General features: G+C 72.7%; 15 protein-coding genes. 9 read left to right on the top strand and 6 right to left on the bottom strand.

Going from position 1 to position 15,404, the window contains the following annotated elements:
- Positions 1 to 28: 28 nt before the first annotated feature.
- From H4N58_RS18015 to H4N58_RS17995, 5 genes are read left to right on the top strand one after another with little or no spacing between them, the layout of a single operon-like run.
- Positions 29 to 529, top strand: a complete 501-nt coding sequence (locus tag H4N58_RS18015) for an N-acetyltransferase (RefSeq protein ID WP_167006389.1) — start codon at positions 29 to 31, stop codon at positions 527 to 529.
- Positions 526 to 1,617: a sensor histidine kinase gene (locus H4N58_RS18010; RefSeq protein ID WP_208322451.1), complete on the top strand. Its 1,092-nt coding sequence runs from the start codon at positions 526 to 528 to the stop codon at positions 1,615 to 1,617. Before H4N58_RS18015 ends, H4N58_RS18010 begins: the two co-directional genes overlap by 4 nt.
- Positions 1,618 to 1,663: 46 nt before the next feature.
- Positions 1,664 to 2,416, top strand: a complete 753-nt coding sequence (locus H4N58_RS18005) for a LytTR family DNA-binding domain-containing protein (RefSeq protein ID WP_167251374.1) — start codon at positions 1,664 to 1,666, stop codon at positions 2,414 to 2,416.
- A gap of 1 nt (position 2,417) precedes the next feature.
- The gene (locus H4N58_RS18000; protein ID WP_167251376.1) at positions 2,418 to 2,792 is read left to right on the top strand and encodes a hypothetical protein; all 375 of its coding nucleotides are present in this window, start codon (positions 2,418 to 2,420) and stop codon (positions 2,790 to 2,792) included.
- Positions 2,789 to 4,300: a cation acetate symporter gene (locus tag H4N58_RS17995; protein ID WP_167251378.1), complete on the top strand. Its 1,512-nt coding sequence runs from the start codon at positions 2,789 to 2,791 to the stop codon at positions 4,298 to 4,300. Before H4N58_RS18000 ends, H4N58_RS17995 begins: the two co-directional genes overlap by 4 nt.
- Before the next feature lie 10 nt (positions 4,301 to 4,310).
- On the opposite strand, the gene H4N58_RS17990 is transcribed toward H4N58_RS17995, so the two are convergent.
- Positions 4,311 to 6,233: an acyl-CoA dehydrogenase gene (locus tag H4N58_RS17990; RefSeq protein ID WP_167251380.1), complete on the bottom strand. Its 1,923-nt coding sequence runs from the start codon at positions 6,231 to 6,233 to the stop codon at positions 4,311 to 4,313.
- 125 nt (positions 6,234 to 6,358) lie between these two features.
- Between H4N58_RS17990 and H4N58_RS17985 the strand changes: the two genes are divergently transcribed.
- Together H4N58_RS17985 and H4N58_RS17980 are read left to right on the top strand one after the other, a co-directional pair.
- The gene (locus tag H4N58_RS17985) at positions 6,359 to 6,940 is read left to right on the top strand and encodes a TetR/AcrR family transcriptional regulator (RefSeq protein ID WP_208322450.1); all 582 of its coding nucleotides are present in this window, start codon (positions 6,359 to 6,361) and stop codon (positions 6,938 to 6,940) included.
- A 41-nt stretch (positions 6,941 to 6,981) separates the two neighbouring features.
- Positions 6,982 to 9,198: an MMPL family transporter gene (locus H4N58_RS17980; RefSeq protein ID WP_167251382.1), complete on the top strand. Its 2,217-nt coding sequence runs from the start codon at positions 6,982 to 6,984 to the stop codon at positions 9,196 to 9,198.
- A gap of 120 nt (positions 9,199 to 9,318) precedes the next feature.
- Here the strand turns inward: H4N58_RS17980 and H4N58_RS17975 are convergent, their stop codons facing one another.
- The gene (locus H4N58_RS17975) at positions 9,319 to 10,119 is read right to left on the bottom strand and encodes a lytic murein transglycosylase (RefSeq protein WP_167006373.1); all 801 of its coding nucleotides are present in this window, start codon (positions 10,117 to 10,119) and stop codon (positions 9,319 to 9,321) included.
- Between the two features lie 53 nt (positions 10,120 to 10,172).
- Here H4N58_RS17975 and H4N58_RS17970 point away from each other — a divergent pair, with 53 nt between their 5' ends.
- A complete protein-coding gene (locus tag H4N58_RS17970; protein WP_208322931.1) occupies positions 10,173 to 11,003 on the top strand; it encodes an NAD-dependent protein deacetylase in 831 nt (276 codons plus the stop codon).
- 162 nt (positions 11,004 to 11,165) lie between these two features.
- Here the strand turns inward: H4N58_RS17970 and H4N58_RS17965 are convergent, their stop codons facing one another.
- Positions 11,166 to 12,368 carry a hypothetical protein gene (locus H4N58_RS17965; RefSeq protein WP_167251384.1) on the bottom strand — a complete coding sequence of 401 codons (1,203 nt, stop codon included), beginning with the start codon at positions 12,366 to 12,368 and terminating at the stop codon, positions 11,166 to 11,168.
- Positions 12,365 to 12,802 carry a hypothetical protein gene (locus tag H4N58_RS17960; protein WP_167251386.1) on the bottom strand — a complete coding sequence of 146 codons (438 nt, stop codon included), beginning with the start codon at positions 12,800 to 12,802 and terminating at the stop codon, positions 12,365 to 12,367. Before H4N58_RS17960 ends, H4N58_RS17965 begins: the two co-directional genes overlap by 4 nt.
- Before the next feature lie 133 nt (positions 12,803 to 12,935).
- Here H4N58_RS17960 and H4N58_RS17955 point away from each other — a divergent pair, with 133 nt between their 5' ends.
- Entirely contained in the window at positions 12,936 to 13,469 is a 534-nt protein-coding gene (locus H4N58_RS17955; protein WP_167006361.1) for a bifunctional adenosylcobinamide kinase/adenosylcobinamide-phosphate guanylyltransferase, read from the top strand.
- A 12-nt stretch (positions 13,470 to 13,481) separates the two neighbouring features.
- Here H4N58_RS17955 and H4N58_RS17950 read toward each other — a convergent pair whose 3' ends face one another.
- The gene (locus tag H4N58_RS17950) at positions 13,482 to 14,270 is read right to left on the bottom strand and encodes an adenosylcobinamide-GDP ribazoletransferase (RefSeq protein ID WP_243843050.1); all 789 of its coding nucleotides are present in this window, start codon (positions 14,268 to 14,270) and stop codon (positions 13,482 to 13,484) included.
- Positions 14,267 to 15,316, bottom strand: a complete 1,050-nt coding sequence (cobT, locus tag H4N58_RS17945) for a nicotinate-nucleotide--dimethylbenzimidazole phosphoribosyltransferase (RefSeq protein ID WP_167251388.1) — start codon at positions 15,314 to 15,316, stop codon at positions 14,267 to 14,269. The genes H4N58_RS17950 and cobT overlap by 4 nt, the downstream gene beginning before the upstream one ends.
- Positions 15,317 to 15,404: the final 88 nt, after the last annotated feature.

The following is a 15,404-nucleotide window of genomic DNA, read 5'->3' as shown; positions in this document are numbered from 1 at the left end:
CGGCCGCGGTCGTCCTACGCTGAGGCGCGTGATCCCCTCCCGTGCGTACGTCCTCGACGCCGCTGCCATCGTGTCCCTGCGTGACGCGCTCGCTCGCTGGCAGGCGTCCGCCGGCATCGACCAGTGGCAGCCTGGCGAGGTCGACGTGCCGACGGTGCGCGACCAGATCGCGGCCGGGCAGTGGTGGGTCCTGCGTGACGACGGTGCGCTCAACGCCACCGTCCGGATCCTCGAGGACGACCCCGAGATCTGGGACGACCTCGTCGCACCGGGCTCCGGAGACGCGCTGTACGTGCACGGGCTGATGGTGCGGCGGCTCCACCGCGGACGCGGGCTCGGCGTGGTGCTGCTGGAGTGGGCGGAGGCGCGTGCCCGCGAGGCGGGGCGGGCATACCTGCGCCTCGACACGGCCGCGGCCAACGCTGCGCTGCGGACGTACTACCGGGACCGCGGCTTCGTCGAGCGCGGTGAGCGTGCGTTCGAGGAGCCGTGGGGGACGCTCGTGCGTCTGGAGAAGGCGCTCGCGTGAGGACGCCGTGGTCGCGCCGTTCGCTCGGGTCCGCCGAAGACCGTGCGACGTACGAGACCTTGCACACCGCGTCGTTGGCGGCGCCGGCACTGCGTCGCGGTCTCGACGAGGGCAGCGCTGAGAAGGCGCTCAAGCACCTGCGCACCCTCCTCGGAGCGCCGGCCGTCGCCCTCACCGACACCGAGCGGGTGCTCGCGACCGACGGCCCGCGTCAGCGTCTCACCGACGTCATGGAGCTGGCCCGCGAGGTGATCTCGGCCGGGACGACGCAGGCGTTCAGCACGCCGCGGGCCACCTATCCTCACGCGATCGTCGCCCCGTTGACCGTCGAGGACGCCGTGGTGGGTGCCGTCGTCGTCAGCTCGCCCACCGCGTCGGCGGGCCTGGCGAGAGCGACGACCGAGGTCGCGCGGTGGGTGTCGAGCCAGCTCGAGCTCGCCGAGCTCGACAAGTCACGCACGGCGCTCATGGAGGCCGAGCTGCGGGCGCTGCGGGCGCAGATCTCGCCGCACTTCGTCTACAACTCGCTGGGCGCGATCGCGTCGTTCGTCCGGACCGATCCCGAGCGGGCGCGCGAGCTGCTGCTGGAGTTCGCCGACTTCACCCGCTACTCGTTCCGGCGGCACGGCGAGTTCACGACGCTGGCCGACGAGCTGCGGTCGATCGAGCGCTACCTGGTGCTGGAGAAGGCGCGCTTCGGCGACCGGCTGCACGTCACGGTCCAGGTCGCGCCGGAGGTGCTGAGCGTGACGCTGCCGTTCCTCTCGATCCAGCCGCTGGTCGAGAACGCAGTCCGGCACGGCCTCGAGCGCAAGGCGGGCGGCGGCAACGTGGTCGTGATCGCGCGAGATGCGGGCAACGAGGCCGTGATCACGATCGAGGACGACGGGGTGGGGGAGGAGCCGGACCGCGTACGCCGTGCACTGGCGGGCGACCCGTCCACCGACTCCGTGGGTCTGGGCAACGTGGACGAGCGGATGCGCACGGTCTACGGCAACGCGTACGGGATCGTCATCGAGACGGCACCCGGCGCCGGGACGAAGGTGAGCGTCCGGGTGCCGAAGTACGCCCCCGGTGCCTCCCGCTGAGTCGGTGCGTGACGGGGACCACAGGTGCGGCCTAGACTCGTGCGCCATGGGTCTCCGCGTCCTCGTCGCCGACGACGAGCAGCCAGTCCTCGACGAGCTGGTCTATCTGCTCGGCCGAGACGAGCGCGTGAGCCAGGTCCGCGCGGTCGGGTCCGGCGCTGACGTGCTCCGCGCGCTGGAGTCCGACCCGGTCGACGCCGTGTTCCTCGACATCGCGATGCCCGCGCTCTCGGGGCTGGAGGTCGCCCGGGTCCTGGCGCGGTTCCGCACCCAGCCCAAGGTTGTGTTCGTCACCGCCCACGAGGACCACGCCGTCGACGCGTGGGACCTCGACGCCGTCGACTACGTCCTCAAGCCGGTCGCCGAGGAGCGCCTGCGCGAGTCCGTACGCCGCGTGGTGGGCGCGCGCTCTCCCCAACCCGTGACGCCGGTTTCCGACGACGAGGTCGTCGCGGTCGAGCTCGCCGGGGTCACCCGGTTCGTCCCCCGCTCCAGCGTCGCGTACGCGGAGGCGCAGGGCGACTACGTCCGCCTCCACACCACCGAGGGCGAGAGCCACCTGCTCCGTACGCCGCTGATGACGCTCGAGCACGACTGGGCGCCGGCCGGGTTCGTCCGGATCCACCGGAGTCTGCTCGTATCGTCCGCACGGGTCCACGAGGTACGGACGGTCTCCGGGCGCTGCTCGGTCCTCGTCGACGCGGGCGGCCCTCCGTACGTCGAGCTCCAAGTCGCGCGCCGCCACACCCGCGACCTCCGCGATCTCGTGCAGCAGCGCGCCCGCACCGGCGGCGGCTGAGGTGGCGCCCGACGAGGCGCCCTCGCGGGTCCGGATCGCCAGCCCGCACACCACGGCACGCCCGCACCGGCGCCGGACGGTCGAGCAGGAGATCGACGAGGACACCGCGATCGGCGAGGTCTACATGCGCTCGCTCGTCCGCTCCCAGCTGCGGCTCGCGCTCGCGGTCGCTGCCCTGCTGGTCCTCCTCGTCGGGAGCCTGCCGCTGCTCTTCGTGCTGTCCGGCCTCGAGACCGTCACGGTCGCTTCGGTCCCGCTGCCGTGGTGGCTGCTGGGAGTGGCGGTCTATCCGTTGCTGTTCGTCGTCGGGTGGGGGTTCGTCCGCGCGTCTGAGCGCAACGAGCGGGCGTTCAGCGACCTGGTCGAGAGGCCGTGAACAGCTCGTACGCCGCCGTCGCCGTCACCGCGGTGGCGCTGCTGACGCTGGGGATCGGGCTGTTCGGGCTGCGCTTCAGCAGGACGACCTCGGACTTCTACGTCGCCTCGCGGTCGGTGAGCCCGCTCTGGAACTCCTCGGCGATCGGAGGGGAGTACCTCTCCGCGGCCTCGTACCTCGGCATCGCCGGGCTCGTCCTCACCTTCGGCGCGGACATGCTGTGGTTCCCCGTCGGCTGGACCGCGGGCTATCTCGTGCTCCTCGCGTTCGTGGCCGCGCCGCTGCGCCGCTCCGGGGCCTACACGCTGCCGGACTTCACCCAGATCCGTGTCCAGTCGAGCGTCGCCCGTGCCGTGGCGAGCGTGCTGGTGGTGGTGATCGGGTGGCTCTACCTCATGCCGCAGTTCCAAGGGGCCGGTCTGGTCCTCCACACCGTCACCGGGGCGCCGACCTGGGCCGGGTCGGTGCTGGTCGCGGCGATCGTCGTCGTCAACGTCGTCTCCGGAGGCATGCGGAGCATCACGTTCGTCCAGGCCTTCCAGTACTGGCTGAAGCTCACCGCGCTGCTCGTCCCGCTCGTCTTCCTCCTCCACGCGTGGACCGAGGACGGTCGCCCCACCCCGTCCGGCGCGGGCGCCACGGGGGCCTGGTTGTCGCCGATGTCGGGGGACAACACCTCGCTCGCCCTGTACGGGACGTACTCGCTCATCGTCGCCACGTTCCTCGGCACGATGGGCCTGCCGCACGTCGTCGTGCGCTTCTACACGAACCCCGACGGCCGGGCCGCGCGCCGGACGACGCTGATCGTGCTGGCGCTGCTGGGTGCGTTCTACCTGCCGCCGACGGCGTACGGGGTGATCGGTCGCGTGTACGCCGGAGACCTGGCCGGGACCGACAGCAGCGACATCGTCGTCCTCGAGCTGCCGCTGCGCGTCATCGGCGGGACGCTCGGCGACGTGCTCGGTGCGCTGCTGACGGCGGGGGCGTTCGCCGCCTTCCTGTCGACGTCCTCGGGACTGACGATGTCGGTCGCGGGTGTGCTCGCCCAGGGATCGCTCGGCCGTCGCGCACTCGGACCGGTCGCCGCCGTCCGGGCGGGCGCGGTCGTCGGGACGGCGTTCCCGCTCGGTCTCGCCCTCGCCTCGGACCAGATCGCGGTGGCGAGCTCGGTCGGGTTCGCGTTCGCGGTGGCGGCTTCGACGTTCTGCCCGCTGCTCGTCCTCGGGATCTGGTGGCGTCGCCTCACGGCTGCCGGCGCGGTTGCGGGGATGCTCGCCGGCGGCCTCGGGGCGGGCGGCGCGGTTGTCGCGACGATCGTCCGGGGGACCGACGACGGCTGGCTCGACCTCCTGCTGTCGCGGCCTGCGGCGTGGTCGGTGCCGCTCGCGTTCACCGCGATGGTGGTGGTGTCGCTCGCGACCCAGCACCGCCGGCCGTCAAATGTCGCCCGCACGATGGTGCGGCTGCACACGCCCGAGCGGCTACGCCTCGACCGCGCGGACCGATGACCGCCCGTTCCTAGCCGAGCATCTCGACCTCGAGCAGGCCGTCGGGGATGCCGAAGGCGTCGACGAGGTCGCCGGCGTACGGGCGCAGCCGCCCGCAGAGGGCGTTGACGGACGTCGTCACGTTCTTCGCCCGGCTGATGGACAGCCGGCGGTGCTCGAGGAACCATGCCTTGTCCTGCTCGACGACGCTCAGGGCGTAGAGGTCGCAGAGCGCGTCGAGGACCTGGCGCGTCTCGTCGTCCTCGACCTCGCCGACGACGGTGACGAACGACTCCAGCACGACGCGCTCCACGTGCGCGCGTCCCAGGTGGACGAGGTGGTCCTGAGCGCGGTTGAACGCATCGAACGCCTCCTCGCTCGAGGCCTTGCGTGCCGCCTGCATACGGCGCGCCAGCGTCTCCAGCAGGTGCTCCTCGCGGTCGGTGAGCAGGCTGAGCTGCGTCCCGCGGTCGAGCAGGTCGGGTTCGTCTCCCTCGCGCCTGGTCGCGTCGCGCAGCCGGGCGACCAGCGGTGCCACCGGCGTACGCTCCAGCACGACCTCGGCGGCGTTGGACACCGCGAACGACACCATCCCGACCGGGTCGAGCCCGCGCACCTCGTCGGCGTACCCAGTCAGTAGCTCCTTGCCGACGAGCTGCATCAGCACGGTGTTGTCGCCCTCGAAGGTCGTGAAGACGTCGGTGTCGGCCTTGAGGGAGGTGAGACGGTTCGCCGCGAGGTATCCGGCGCCGCCGCACGCCTCGCGGCTCTCCTGGATCGTCGCGGTCGCGTGCCAGGACGCGTACGCCTTCACGCCGGCGGCCAGCGCCTCGAGCTCGCGCTGCTCCTTCGGGTCTGCGGGACTGCCGCCGCCCTGGAGCCGCGCCAGGGTGGCGACGAGGTCGTTCTGCGCGGTCTGCAGGGCGTACGCGCGGGCGAGCGCGGGGAGCAGGCGGCGCTGGTGGGTGCGGTAGTCCATCAGCAGCACCTCGCCGTCGCTCCCGGGTGCGCCGAACTGGCGCCGCTGCAGCGCGTACCGGACGGCCAGCGCCAGTGCGTGCCGCGCTGCCGCGCCGCTCGCGCCCGCGATGCTCACCCGGCCGCGGATGAGGGTGCCCAGCATCGTGAAGAAGCGGCGGTTCGGGTTGTCGATGGGGGAGGAGTACGTGCCGTCCTCGGCCACCGACGCGTACTGGTCGAGCAGGTTCTGGCGCGGCACCCGGACCTGGTCGAAGACGATCCGGCCGTTGTCGACGCCGTTGAGGCCGCCCTTGACCCCGCAGTCGGAGGTGGTGACGCCCGGGAGGTCGTTGCCCTCGGCGTCACGGATCGGGACCAGCAGGCAGTGGACGCCCTTCGACTCTGGCGTCTCGCCCGGCGCGGCGGTGACGAGCTGCGCGAAGACAGCGGCGAGCGTCGCGTCGTGGGCCGCCCCGCCGATGTAGTCCTTGCGGGCGGTCGGCGTGGGGGAGTCGACGACGAACTCGCCCGTCGCCGGGTCGTACGTCGCCGTCGTCTCCAGGCTCTGCACATCGCTGCCGTGCCCGGTCTCGGTCATCGCAAAGCAGCCGAGAAGGTCGCCGCTGATGACGTCGGGAAGGTAGGCGGCGTGGTGGCGCGCGGTGCCGAGGTTCTCGATGGCACCGCCGAACAGGCCCCACTGGACCCCGGCCTTCACCATCAGCGACACGTCGGAGTGGACGAGCATCTCGAACCCGACCAGCGTCGCGGCGATGTCGCCGGTGCCGCCGTGCGCGGTGGCGAAGCCGGCTGCGGACAGCCCGCTCGACGCGAGGCCCTTGAGCGCCTCGCGGATGGTGGCGCGTTGCTCGTCCAGGGAGAGCGTGGGGTCGGTGAGGACACCGGTCGCCGCCAGCTGGTCGCGCGCGGCGTCGCGTGCTGCGGCGTACGGGCCGTCGAGGGCGGTGCGGAGGGAGGTCGCGAGGTCGGCCATACCCCGACGCTACCTGGCGTCGCGGTGTGAGCGAGGCCACGTCCAGGGCGCTGCGGTTCTGGCGAGGCCCGACCTAACATCAGAACGAAACCGTTTCGTTTCGATTGAGCAGGAGCCCGTACCGCGTGAGCAGTCGACTGACCCCCGAGCGCACGGACGAGCTGTACGCCGCCACGCTGCGCCTGCTGGCCGAGGTCGGCTACGACAAGCTGACGATGGACAAGGTCGCCGAGCACACGCGCTCCAGCAAGGCCACGCTCTACCGGCAGTGGGGGAGCAAGGAAGCCCTGGTCATCGCGGCGATCGACGCCGATGCGCCGGTGGTGCCTCAGAGCGTCGACACCGGCTCTCTGCGCGGTGACCTCCTCGCGCTCATCGAGGCGCTGCCGCGCGACGAGGACCCGGACATCGCGCTTGCCGGCGCGATCCTCCACGCCTGCAAGACGCACCCGTCCCTCGCGCAGTCGTTCAGCGACCGCGTGGTCGCGTCGCGGGTGCAGGTCGTCGCCACGGTCGTCGACCGCGCCATCGCACGCGGCGAGGTGAGGGCCGACAACCCCGCTATCCCGCTGGTCGTCCCGGTCCTCATCGGGCCGGCGATCCTCCGTGACGCACTCACCAACGAGCAGTGCGGACCCGACTTCTTCGTCGAGATCCTCGACGCCGTGCTGCTGCCGGCGCTCGGCGTTACCTCTCCCACCCCCTGACCCACCACGCGCCCGCGGGCGCACGACCCACAGGAGACACCGTGTCCTGGTACCTCTACCGCCTCGGACGGTGGGCGTTCCGTCACCGCAAGGGCGTCCTCGCCGCCTGGTTGATCGCGCTCATCCTCGCCGGCACCGGCGCGGCGACGCTGTCCGGCAAGACCTCCGACAACTTCTCGATGCCGGGCCTGGAGTCCGTCGAGGCGTTCGACCTGATGAAGGAACGCAACCCCGACGCGGCCGCGGACGGTGCCACAGCGCGCATCGTCTTCCAGGCGCCGGAGGGCTCGAAGGTCACCGATCCGGAGTACGCCGGCGTGATCGGCGAGACGGTCGAGTCACTGGGCGCCGAGGAGGGCGTGATCAACGCCGTCGACCCGTTCGAGGCGAAGCAGATCTCGCCGGACGAGACCGTCGCCTACACGACCATCACGTACGACACGCAGTCGGTCGACCTCAGCGAGGCCCAGGTCGAGGCGCTCGAGGAGGCGCCCGAAGCCGGACGCGAGGCCGGGATGACGGTCGAGATCGGCGGCGACGCGCTCATGGAGATCCCGGAGACGGGGGCGTCGGAGGCGATTGGTGTCGTCGTCGCGCTCGTGGTCCTCATCTTCACCTTCGGGTCACTGATCGCCGCCGGCATGCCGCTGCTCACGGCCTTGATCGGCGTGGGGATCGGCATCGCGGGCATCACCACGCTCACGGGCTTCATGTCGCTGGGTTCGACGACGCCGATCCTCGCGACGATGCTCGGCCTCGCGGTCGGCATCGACTACGCGCTGTTCATCGTGTCGCGCTACCGCCACGAGGTGATGATCGGCCGTGACCCCGAGGAGGCGACAGGTCGCGCGGTCGGCACCGCCGGCAGTGCCGTGGTCTTCGCCGGCCTCACCGTCGTGATCGCGCTGGTCGGCCTGTCGGTCGTCAACATCTCGATCCTCACGGAGATGGGCCTCGCTGCTGCCGCCACCGTCGCGATCGCCGTCCTCATCGCGCTCACGCTGCTCCCGGCGCTGTTCGGCTTCGCGAAGAAGCGCATCATCAAGGGCAAGATCCCGGGCCTGCGCCAGCACGACCCCGAAGCCGACGACCACTCCGACAAGCCCGCGATGGGGCACCGCTGGGCCGGCTTCGTCTCGCGGCGCAAGTGGATCGTCGCGGTGCTCGGGGTGCTGGTCGCCGCGATCGCGTCGATCCCGGTGATGTCGCTGGAGGAGTCCCTGCCCGACGACGGCACCGCAGCGACGGACACCACCCAGCGCAAGGCGTACGACCTCATCGCCGACAGCTTCGGCGCCGGGGCGAACGGCCCGCTTCTGGTCGTGGTGGACACCCGCGACGCCGCGGACGCGGAGGCCGCCGTCAGCCAGACCACCGAGGCGATCGAGGGCATCGACACCGATGTCGCCGCGGTCGTTCCCGGCCAGGTGATCCCTGACGCCGACCTCGCCACGATCACCGTGATCCCGGAGAGCGGCCCTGCAGACGCCGCGACGCAGGACCTGGTCGCCGAGATCCGTGACGCGGTGGGAGGCATCCAGGACGACACCGGTGCCGAGGTCCTGGTCAGTGGCCAGACAGCCGTGTCGGTGGACGTGTCGGAGAAGCTCGCTGACGCCCTGCCGGTCTACCTCGCGCTCGTGGTCGGGCTGGCGTTCATCCTGCTGATCTTGGTGTTCCGCTCGCTCCTGGTGCCGCTGTCGGCGGTGGTCGGCTTCCTGCTGACCATCGGCATGGCGATCGGTGCGACCGTGGCGGTCTTCCAGTGGGGCTGGCTGTCGGAGCTCTTCGGTGTGGACACCCCGGGACCGATCATCAGCATCCTGCCGCTGCTCATGGTGGGCATCCTGTTCGGCCTGGCGATGGACTACCAGGTGTTCCTGGTGTCGCGGATGCGTGAGGAGTTCGTCCACACCGGTGACGCGCAGGCGTCGGTGGTCACGGGGTTCAGCCACAGCGCCCGTGTCGTCACCGCGGCCGCGATCATCATGATCTCGGTGTTCGGCAGCTTCATCATCAGCGACATGGCGATGATCAAGCCGATCGGCTTCGGGTTGGCGTTCGGCATCCTCGTCGACGCGTTCCTGGTCCGCATGACGCTGATCCCAGCGTTCATGGCGATCGTCGGCAAGTCGGCGTGGTGGCTGCCGAAGTGGCTCGACAGGCTGATCCCGAACCTCGACATCGAGGGCGACCAGCTCACGAAGCGCCTGGAGGCCCAGGAGTCGAAGGAGCCGGTCGAGGCCGGAACGCGCTGACGTCACCTGCGTCGGTCGAGGGTGCGTTCGCTGGGGTACCCCAGCGAACGCACCCTTCCCCGACTGTGCACCGTCGGGTGTCCTGAGGTTCGCTGGGGTACCCGACCCTGGTCGTACGCGTCAGCCCACGCGTGCGCCGTAGTCGTCGGCGGTGGCGAGCACCGAGGCGACGTAGGCGTCGGAGTGGTTGTACGACCTGACGGCGGCAGTCCACCCCGGGCCTGTGGCCAGGTCGTGTCCGTCCGCGCACAGGTAGCGGGCCGCGGCGTACGCGGCGTCGTCGATGTCCGTACGGTCGGTGCGTCCGTCGTCGTCGCCGTCAGCACCCCACCGGCGCCACGTGGAGCCGATGAACTGCATCGGGCCGACGGCCTGGTCCCACTCGGCGTTGCCGTGGGCGGCGGTGTCCTCGCTCTGGGCCCGGTGGGCGCCGACGCCGTCGCCGCCGTCGAGCGCGGGGCCGAGGATCGGGGTACGGGTGGTGCCGTCGGGCAGCAGTGCGTTGCCGTCGATCGTGCCGTGCTGCGACTCGACCCAGCCGATGGCGGCCAGCGTGGTCCATCCGAGGGTGCAGGTGGGTTGTTCCGTGCCGATCCGGAGCGCGGCGCCGGCGTACGCGGCAAGGGCGACGTCGCCGATCCCCGTACGGGCGGCCATGTCCGACACCCAGGCGCGAGCGACTCCCGAGCCGGATGTCCCGACACCGGAGTCGAGCGACGTCGCCGCGAGATAGGGCGTGACAAGAGGCTGAGCGGGCGCGTCGGTCGCGATGCTCGGCGCCTCGAGAGTCGTGACGCTCGCCTCGCTGACCTGGGCCCCGGCGCTCGCGCCCGCCCAGGCCAGGAGGCCTGCCGAGGCGCACGCGAGGCTCAGGACAGCCGGGATCACGACACCCTTGCTCGTCCAGACCCGGTCGCTCACGCCCGCCAGCGTAGACGGAGAGCGCGGTGTGCCCGGCCTCGTACCCTCGAAGGGTGGACACCCTGACCCCCGCTCCCGCCCTCGCCGAGGCCCGTACGCTGCTGGCCGGGCGCCGCGTCGTCGTGCTGACCGGGGCCGGGATCAGCACCGACTCGGGCATCCCTGACTACCGCGGCCCGGACTCCGTGCCACGCCAGCCGATGACGTACCAGGAGTTCGTGGCGACCCCGCACGCGCAGCAGCGCTACTGGGCACGCGCACACGTCGGGTGGCGCCACATGACCGGCGCCGCGCCGAATGCGGCGCACCACGCGCTCGTCGCGCTCGAGGACGCCGGTGTCGTGTCGGCCGTCATCACGCAGAACGTCGACGGGCTCCACGAGGCCGCGGGGCAGGACGCGCTCGTCACGCTCCACGGGCGGATTGCCGACGTCGTCTGCCTCGACTGCGGCGACCGCACGTCGCGGCTCGCGCTGCACGAGCGGCTGGAAGCACTGAACCCCGGGTACGGGGAGGGGGCGCACGCGATCGCGCCCGACGGCGACGCCGTCCTCGAGGAGACGAGCGGGTTCGTCGTCGCCCCGTGCGAGCGGTGCGGCGGGAGGCTGAAGCCGGACGTGGTGTTCTTCGGGGAGAACGTCCCGAAGCCGCGGGTGGAGCAGTGCCGTGCCTTCGTCGACGACGCCGGCGCGCTCCTCGTGGTGGGGTCGTCGCTGCAGGTGATGTCGGGCCTGCGGTTCGTTCGCCAGGCGGCGAAGGCCGGGACGCCGGTGGTGATCGTGAACCGTGGGATGACGCGCGGCGACGAGCTCGCGACGCTCAAGGTCGACGCCGGGTGCGCCGAGACGCTGGTCCCGCTGGCCGAGGCACTCGCCCCGGCGTGACCGCGTCCGCCCCGCGATTTGACGCCTTTTCCACCCTTTCTGCCCGCGATGCGGTGGAGAACCCGTCAAATCGTGGGGTCACCCCGGGTCGCGACCGGGTCGCGCGTCGACGTCGAGGGCTCGCGCGAGGTCGTGGGGATCCCGGCCTGAGAGGTCGTCACCTCACCTCGCGCACGCGTCGTCCCGCGAGACCAGCGGCGTCGCGCCCGCGGGTGCGAGCGCGTACAGCCGCCGACTGACGACCGCGAGGTCGGTGACCTTGGCCTGGGGGACCGGCGTCGACCTCCAGCGCACCCCGTCGGCGGACGAGACGAGGTCGCGCGACTCCTGCCCTGCGGCCACGGCGATGCAGGTCCCGTCGTACGCCGCGCGCGGCCGCGCCACGTACGCCTCGACCGCGACACGCGGCAGCCGGAGACGCCGCACGGCCTGCGCGTCGACCCGCCACGCGGACAGCCGGTCGCCGACCCAGCCGGCGACGACGCAGGCGTCCGGTCCGCAGGCGAGGTCCGTCGCCCCGCTGGAGACGCGGGCGCCTGCGGCCAGCGCGAGCCGGTCCCATCGCTGGAGGTCGCGGGTACGCCACGCCACGGCGGTCTGTCGCGTGCTCGTGGCGGTGGTGATCGTCTCGGTGCCCACGACCACGACCTGAGTGCGGGTGGCGGCCACCGCCGTCGGGAGCGCCTGGACTCCGCCCCGGTCCGCGAAGGCGTCGACGTCCGTACGGCGGAGCCATCGCCCGGCATCCTCGTGCCACACCGCGGGCGACAGCTGCTGGGACGAGGTCGCCCAGCTGCCGATCACCGTCGCGACCGGGGCTGAGGCGACGCCCGCGAGTCCGCCCGCCGACGGACCGCCGAACGTCTCGAACACCTGCGGCGTCTCCGTCACCGCTTCCAGCGTGCCCGACCACGCGGTCCAGCGCGGCATCAGATGGGCGCCTCCGGTGGCGTTGCCGAGCGCGACGACCCTGCCGCTCGGGGCGACCGCGAGCTCGACGAGGGAGGCGATCTCTCCGTACCCGGTCCGCGGCGTGAGCGGCACGTCCTCCCACCCGTCGCCGCCCCGTACGAGCAGGCGCGGCTCGGCGTCGTCGCCGATGCCCGCGCCTCCACCGACGACGAGGCGGCTGCCGTCGGTGGTGATGACCACGGGTCGCAGCCGCCCGGGCAGGGCCTCGGCCTGCCAGCCGCCCGGCAGCGCACGGGGCGGCGGCGTGGCGGTCGACGGCGTGGCGGTCGGGGTGGTCGGGGTGGGGGAGGTGGTGCGGTCGCCCGCAAGGTCGGCGGCCGACGAGCAGCCGAGGAGGACGCCCAGCCCGACGATCACGACCGCCGGTCGCCGCCAGCCGCCCGGCTCGGTCATGACGAGCCGAGCGCCTCGGCGAGGTCGTCGGGGAGCTCGCCCGTACGGGCGTAGTCGCGGTCGGCGACGTACAGCGCCTCGCGCCCGTCGGTCAGGTCGTACCGGGCCACGACGGCCTCGGTCGGATCAACGCCCGGGATGTGACGGACGCCCGCCGGCCGGAACTCCAGCGTCTCCATCGCGCCCGGATCGCAGCTGCGCGGCCCCTCGCCGGCGTTCAGCGGGTCGTCTGGGGTGACCAGGTCGTCGCGGGAGACCGGCCGACCGACCGAGTAGTAGGAACGGCCGTCGTATGTGATCCGGGCGCACTCGCCGGAGAACTCGTCGGCATCGGCGTCGTCCATGACCCACCACGTCCCTGCGATCGCGACTGCTGCGAGGAGCGCGGCGCCCAGCAGCGCGCCGATGATCACTCCGCGACGGTTCCTGCTCATCTCCGCACCGTATCGGCCCGGTCGGTCCGTGTCGCGGGGTCAGGCTCGCGTCGCGCGGGCCGACGTGCAAGGCTGCGGAGGAGCGCCGTCGGCGCGTGACGCACGGACGACCTTCAGGGCGAGAGGGGCGGACATGGGACACAGGGTGCTGGTGACCGGAGGCGTACGGTCGGGCAAGTCCCGGTACGCGGAGTCGCTCCTCCAGCAAGAGCCGGTGGTTACCTACATCGCGCCGGGCCCGGCGCCGGACGGGAGCGATCCCGAGTGGTCGGCGCGGGTCGCCGACCACCAGAGCCGCCGCCCGGACGGGTGGGTGACGACGGAGACCACCGACGTCGCGAGCGCGCTCGAGGGCACATCGACCCCGGTGATCGTCGATTGCCTCGGCACGTGGGTGACGGCGATGCTCGACGAGCTCGGCGCCTGGGACGCCCCGGACGCGCAGTGGCGACCGGAGGTCGGCAAGCAGATCGACAGCCTCGTCGAGGCGTGGTGCGCGCGTCGTCACCTGAGCGTGGCGGTCACCAATGAGGTCGGCTTCGGCGTGGTGCCGGAGCACCGCTCGGGCCGGGTGTTCCGCGACGTCCTCGGGCTCGTGAACCAGCGGGTCGCAGAGTGCTCGGACGAGGTTGCGCTGGTCGTCGCGGGGCGCGTGCTCTACCTCTGAGGTCGCGCGGCCTCATCGTGCCGCGGTGACGACGCAGAGCGCGACCAGGGCCAGCTCGACCGCGGCACCGATCACGTCGCCCGTGATCCCGCCGAGGAGCGTGACCGCCCGGCGTACGAGGAGCACGACGGCCGCCGCGGCCACCGCCGCGGCGACGAACCCCTGCCACCACGGTGCGCCGGTCGCGGCGAGTGCGAGCGTGAGGACAGCGGCGCCGACGAGGCCGACGCCGACGGCGGCCAGAACCGGGACGGAGCCGGCGACGGCCGCACCCAGTCCGCCAGGCGTGGCGGCGGGGACAGGGGTCGCGCACGTGACGACGACGACGGCCCGCGACACGCACACGAGGACACCGGCGAGCAGCCACCCGTACGGGCGTGAGGCGACGGCGCCGAGCACTGCGGCCTGGACGAGCAGCGCGAGGACGAGCGCAACGACGCCGGCGGGCCCGACGTCACCCGACTTCATGATCGCGAGCCGGCGTTCGCGGTCGTACGGGGCGCTGAGCCCGTCGACGGTGTCCGCGAGTCCGTCCAGGTGCAGCACCCGCGTCCCGACGGCGAGCGTGCCGACACCGAGCGCGCCGGTCAGCACGGCGGGCCAGGCCAGCGCGTCGCCGAGCGCGACGACCGCCGCGACGCCGAGCGCGAGCGGGAGCACCGCGAGAGGCGCGAGCAGCATCGCCGCACGTGCACGGGCCCGATCCACCGTCGACGGCGGCGCCACGGGGAAGACCGTGAACGTCCCGACCGCGAGCAGGACGCCGTCGGGGAGCACCCCGCGGCGCACCCCTGCGGTCACGACCCCAGGACGTCCGCGAGCAACGACATCTCGGCGAGCAGCGCCCCGGCCGAGCGCAGCACCGGCAGTGCGGCGACCGCGCCGCTGCCCTCGCCGAGGCGCATGTCGAGGTCGAGGAGCGGGTCGAGGCCGAGCTTGCTGAGCGCGAGCGCCTGCGCGGGCTCGGGGGAGCGGTGGCCCGCCGCGAACCACGCCGACGAGCCGGGCGCGTAGTCCTCCGCCACGAGCGCGCACGCGACCGAGATGACCCCGTCGAGGAGCACCGGCACCCCCTGCCGGGCGGCCTCGGCGAGGAACCCGACCTGTGCGGCCAGGTCTGCCGATCCGAGTGCGGTGAGGCGGTCGACGGGATCGGCGACGCGCTCGCCCGCGCGTACGAGGGCCCGCGCGACGACCTGCTCCTTGTGTGCGAGCGTCGCCTCGTCCACGCCCGACCCGCGGCCGGTCACGTCACGAGCGTCGAGCCCGAGCGTGGCGGCGATCAGGGCGGCGGACGGCGTGGTGTTGCCGATGCCCATGTCGCCCGGGATCAGCAGGTCGGCGCCCGCGGCGATCTCCTCCGCGGCGACGGTGGCGCCGACGGCGAGCGCCTGGTCGGTCTCGCCAGGCGTGAGCGCGTCCTCAAGGTGGAGGGCACCCGAGCCGCGTCGGACCTTGTGGACGCTCACCTCGGCCGGCAGGACGCCCGGCTCGACATCGACGCCGAGGTCGAGCACACGCAGTGCCGCACCGTGCTGGCGGGCGAGCACCGCGACCCCGGCACCGCCGGACAGGAACTGCCGCACCATCAGCGCGGTGATCTCCTTCGGGTACGCCGAGACGCCGTGCGAGGTCACCCCGTGGTCGCCGGCGAAGACGACGATGCGGACGTCGTCGAGCGGGCGCGGCGGGCATGCGTCCTGCACGGCCGACAACCAGACGGCGGCATCACCGAGCCGGCCCAGCGCACCGGCAGGCGTCGCGAGTCCGGCCAGCCGCTCGGCGGCCTGCGTACGGGCGCGGTCGGACGGGGGAGCGACGCGGCCTGCGGCGTCGGGACGGGTCATCGGGTGGTCCTCCGAGTGGGGCGAACGGGCCCTTCAGCCTAAGCCCGGCTCCGCCTGACCGGCGCACGCGACCGTCTGCCGCCTCGTA

This window comes from Mumia sp. ZJ1417, from assembly GCF_014127285.1.
Taxonomy (GTDB): Bacteria; Actinomycetota; Actinomycetes; order Propionibacteriales; family Nocardioidaceae; genus Mumia.
This window is presented reverse-complemented; position numbering and strand designations above follow the sequence as displayed.

Excerpts from the sequence above, each read along its gene's own strand:
- H4N58_RS18005 (WP_167251374.1), top strand. The coding sequence starts at position 1,664 with ATGGGTCTCCGCGTCCTCGTCGCCGACGACGAGCAGCCAGTCCTCGAC.
- H4N58_RS17960 (WP_167251386.1), bottom strand. The coding sequence starts at position 12,802 with ATGAGCAGGAACCGTCGCGGAGTGATCATCGGCGCGCTGCTGGGCGCC.
- H4N58_RS17990 (WP_167251380.1), bottom strand. The coding sequence starts at position 6,233 with ATGGCCGACCTCGCGACCTCCCTCCGCACCGCCCTCGACGGCCCGTAC.
- cobT (WP_167251388.1), bottom strand. The coding sequence starts at position 15,316 with ATGACCCGTCCCGACGCCGCAGGCCGCGTCGCTCCCCCGTCCGACCGC.
- H4N58_RS17955 (WP_167006361.1), top strand. The coding sequence starts at position 12,936 with ATGGGACACAGGGTGCTGGTGACCGGAGGCGTACGGTCGGGCAAGTCC.
- H4N58_RS17965 (WP_167251384.1), bottom strand. The coding sequence starts at position 12,368 with ATGACCGAGCCGGGCGGCTGGCGGCGACCGGCGGTCGTGATCGTCGGG.